Genomic DNA, 4,348 nt, shown 5'->3' with positions numbered 1-4,348 from the left:
CGCTCGGGCAGGGACCGGCAGAACTCCACCCCGTCCCGCCCGCCCAGCGCGCTGACGTCGGCGGTGACGAAATAGGTGCCCTCCGGCGGGAGCACCTCGAACCCGGCGTCGGTGAGCCCGCCGACGAGCTGGTCGCGGCGGGCCTGCATGTCGTCGCGGAAGTCGGCGAAGTAGGCGTCCGGCAGGGCCAGCGCCACCGCGACCGCCGGCTGGAGCGGCGCGGCGTTGACGAAGGTGAGGAACTGCTTCACCCGCAGCACCGCCGAGACCAGCGCCGCCGGCCCGCTCACCCAGCCGACCTTCCAACCCGTGCAGGAGAACGTCTTGCCGGCCGACGAGATGCGCAGCGTCCGCTCCCGCATGCCGGGCAGAGTGGCCAGCGGGACGTGCGGGGTGGACGCGTCGGCGAAGACCAGGTGCTCGTACACCTCGTCGGTCACCGCGTACGCGCCGTGCTCCCGGCACAGCTCGGCGACCAGGGCCAGCTCGTCGGGGGTGAACACCTTGCCGGTCGGGTTGTGCGGCGAGTTCAGCAGCACCAGCCGGGTGCGCGGGCCGAACGCGGCGCGCAGGGCGGCCGGGTCGAAGGCGTACCGGCCGTCGGCGGCGGGACGCAGCGTGACCGGGCGCCGGACCGCGCCGGCCAGCGCGACCGAGGCGGCGTACGAGTCGTAGTAGGGCTCGAAGCAGACGACCTCGTCGCCCGGCTCGCAGAGCCCGAGGATGGCCGCCGCGATCGCCTCGGTGGCGCCCGCCGTCACCACGATCTCGCCGTCCGGGTCGTACTCCAGTCCCCAGAACCGGCGCTGGTGTGCCGCCACCGCCGCGCGCAACGCCGGGACGCCCGGGCCCGGCGGGTACTGGTTCTGCCCGGTGCGCAGCGCCTCCGCGGCGGCGGCCAGCATCTCCGGCGGCCCGTCGGTGTCGGGGAAGCCCTGACCGAGGTTGACCGCGCCGGTGCGCACGGCGAGGGCGGACATCTCGGCGAAGACGGTCGTCCCGAACGGGCGCATCCGGGCCACCAGCGGATCCACGTCGGCGGTCGTCACGCCCGCCAGCCTACGGACTCCCGGCGCGGCTTCAACCCCTGCCGAGGGCGGCCCCGACCGCCCGGAACCGTCGCCGGCAGCACCGTCGCCCGGCGGAGCTATGTCACGGAGAGTGCCGCTTCCCCTCCGATCGCTCAAGTTGGGTGATCGTTTACCCGGCTTTCGCGCACGCGCGATGAGTGGAACTAGGTTAGGCTGCGGGACATGTGTGGAATCGTTGGTTACGCCGGCGCGCGCCCGGCGCTCGGCATCGTGCTCGACGGACTGCGGCGGCTGGAATACCGCGGCTACGACTCGGCCGGCGTCGCCATCGTCTGCGACGGCGCGCTGCTGACCGAGAAGAAGGCCGGCAAGCTGGCCAACCTGGAGAAGGTGCTCTCCGAGCGGGCCGCCGAGGATCCCACGTCCTGCGCGGCCAGCCCGATCGGCATCGGGGACGGCACCACCGGCATCGGGCACACCCGCTGGGCCACCCACGGCGGCCCGACCGACCGCAACGCCCACCCGCACCTGGCCCCCGACGGCCGCGTCGCCGTGATCCACAACGGCATCATCGAGAACTTCGCCAAGCTGCGCGCCGAACTGGAGGCCGACGGCGTCCAGTTCACCAGCGACACCGACACCGAGTGCGCCGCGCACCTGCTCTCCGCCGCGCTGGCCGACCTGCGCGCCGCCGGCCACCCCGACGGGCCGCAGCTGCTCGCCGCCGGCATGCGGGTGGTCTGCCAGCGGCTGGAGGGCGCGTTCACGCTGCTCGCCGTCGACGCCGCGGTGCCCGGCGCGGTGGTCGGCGCCCGGCGCAACTCGCCGCTCGTCGTCGGGCGGGGCGACGGCGAGAACTACCTCGCCAGCGACGTGGCCGCGTTCATCGAGCACACCCGGGAGGCGGTGGAGCTCGGCCAGGACCAGATCGTCCTGATCACCGGCGACACCATCGAGATCACCGACTTCGCCGGCCAGCCCGCCAGCGGCAAGGACTTCCACATCGACTGGGACTCCTCCGCCGCCGAGAAGGGCGGCTACGACTGGTTCATGCTCAAGGAGATCGAGGAGCAGCCGCAGGCCATCGCCGACACGCTGCTCGGCCGGCTCACCGACTCCGGCGAGATCATGCTCGACGAGGTCCGCCTCAGCGACCAGGACCTGCGCGACGTCGACAAGATCTTCATCGTCGCCTGCGGCACCGCGTACCACTCCGGCCTGGTCGCCAAGTACGCCATCGAGCACTGGACCCGGATCCCGTGCGAGGTGGAGCTGGCCAGCGAGTTCCGCTACCGCGACCCGGTCCTCGACCGGTCCACGCTGATCGTGGTGATCTCGCAGTCCGGCGAGACGATGGACACCCTGATGGCGCTGCGGCACGCGAAGGAGCAGAAGGCCCGCGTCCTGGCCATCTGCAACACCAACGGGTCCACGATCCCCCGCGAGTCCGACGCGGTCCTCTATACCCACGGCGGGCCGGAGATCGCCGTCGCGTCCACCAAGGCGTTCCTCACCCAGCTCGTCGCCTGCTACCTGATCGGCCTGCACCTGGCCCAGGTGCGCGGCATCAAGTTCGCCGACGAGGTGGCCGCCGTCGTCGCCCAGCTCCAGGAGATGCCGGGCAAGCTGCGCGAGCTGCTGGAGCGGATCGAGCCTGTCCGCGAGCTGGCCCGCGACCTGAAGGCCGAGCCGACCGTGCTCTTCATCGGCCGGCACGTGGGCTATCCGGTGGCCCTGGAGGGCGCGCTCAAGCTCAAGGAGCTGGCGTACATGCACGCCGAGGGCTTCGCCGCCGGCGAGCTGAAGCACGGCCCGATCGCGCTGATCGACAAGGGCACCCCGGTGATCTGCATCGTGCCCTCCCCGGTCGGCCGGGGCATGCTGCACGACAAGGTGGTCTCCAACATCCAGGAGGTACGGGCGCGCGGCGCCCGGACCATCGTGATCGCGGAGGAGGGCGACGAGGCGGTCGTCCGCTACGCCGACCACCTGATCCGCGTGCCGCGTACGCCGACGCTGCTCGCGCCGCTGGTCACCACCGTGCCGTTGCAGGTCCTGGCGGCCGAGATCGCCGCCGCCCGGGGGCACGACGTGGACCAGCCCCGCAACCTGGCGAAGTCGGTCACGGTCGAGTAGGCCGCACCGCCCCACGACGGGCCCCGTCCACCCGCGCCGGTGGGCGGGGCCCGCCGCGTCGCGCGGGTCAGCGGCCGAGCACCACCCGGGCCATCCCGTCGAGGGCCGGGTTGTCGGGCGCCCAGTAGCCCGTGTGGCCGTGCCGGCCGCTGGGGAACGTACGCCCGCCGAAGCCCGGGTGGGACGGGTCCTGCCCGAACCACAGCTCCCGCTCCGGCGCGCCGAGCAGCGCCCCGATCGCCGGGCCGACCGGCGACGCGCCCAGCAGGGACCGGCGGGCCAGCTCGTCCGGCGGCCGGGCCCACCGGATCACGTCGTCCGGCGCGGTGCTCGCCCAGACCTGCCCGGGCGGCACGCCCAACTCGCCCGCATGGGCGACCCCCACCCCGGGCGAGCCGACGAAGACCAGCGCGTCGGCGGCCAGCCCGTGATCGCGGGCGGCCGTGCCGACCACCAGCGAGCCGTAGCTGTGCCCGAGCACGGTCTGCCGGCCCGGCGGCCCGTCGTGGGTCTCCCGCAGCCCTTCCTGGAACCGGTGCAGCGCCGGGCCGGCGTTCTGGGCCTGGCCCGGCCACGCCGCCTCGTGCAGGAAATCGGGGGCGTCGTAGTCCAGCCAGAGCACCGCGGCGGCCTCCTCCTCGGGGGCGAGGGCGGCGCAGCGGGCCAGCACCCGGGCCGCCCGACCCAACTCGCCGGGCACGTCGTGCAGGCCCGCGGTCATCCCCGGCACGTAGGTCAGCACCCGGGCCGACCGGTCGGGGTTGCCCAGCGCCACCACCGCCCGTCCCTCGCCGCCCGTGCCCAGCCCCAGCAGGTACGCCCGGGGCTGCTCGTCGCCCGCCAGGCGGGCGGCCAGCGCGTCCAGCCCGGCCAGGGACTTCCCGATCCGCGACAGCCCGGCCAGCTCGACCGGCCCGCGCGGCACCCGCTCCAGCAGCCTTCGCCGCGCGGCCAGCAGTTCCTCCCGCCGCGCCCCGAGCAGCAGCCGGTTGGCCTGGTCGCGGGTGGCCACCGGCACCCCGTCGAGGCGGCCGAGGAGCCCCGGCTCGTGCGCGACGAGCCACCGGCGCTGCGCGGGCGTGAGCCCGGCCCACCAGGCCCGCACCGACGCCGGGTCGGCGCCGGCCTTCGGGCGGCCGGGCGGCGGCCGCTCGGCCCACCCCGCGCGGGCGGCGTCGGCC

General features: G+C 74.7%; 3 protein-coding genes. 1 reads left to right on the top strand and 2 read right to left on the bottom strand.

From position 1 onward, the window contains the following. The coding region (locus F6X68_RS31065) for a pyridoxal phosphate-dependent aminotransferase (protein ID WP_151457588.1) at positions 1-1,049 on the bottom strand (1,049 nt) is incomplete at its 3' end. Between the two features lie 204 nt (positions 1,050-1,253). Between F6X68_RS31065 and glmS the strand changes: the two genes are divergently transcribed. Continuing rightward, the gene (glmS, locus tag F6X68_RS31060) at positions 1,254-3,167 is read left to right on the top strand and encodes a glutamine--fructose-6-phosphate transaminase (isomerizing) (RefSeq protein WP_151457587.1); all 1,914 of its coding nucleotides are present in this window, start codon (positions 1,254-1,256) and stop codon (positions 3,165-3,167) included. Positions 3,168-3,234: 67 nt separating this feature from the next. On the opposite strand, the gene F6X68_RS31055 is transcribed toward glmS, so the two are convergent. Continuing rightward, the coding region (locus tag F6X68_RS31055; protein WP_225852537.1) for an alpha/beta hydrolase at positions 3,235-4,348 on the bottom strand (1,114 nt) is incomplete at its 5' end.

This window comes from Micromonospora sp. AMSO12t, assembly GCF_008806585.1.
GTDB lineage: Bacteria > Actinomycetota > Actinomycetes > Mycobacteriales > Micromonosporaceae > Micromonospora > Micromonospora reichwaldensis.
This window is presented reverse-complemented; position numbering and strand designations above follow the sequence as displayed.

Excerpts from the sequence above, each read along its gene's own strand:
- glmS (WP_151457587.1), top strand. The coding sequence starts at position 1,254 with ATGTGTGGAATCGTTGGTTACGCCGGCGCGCGCCCGGCGCTCGGCATC.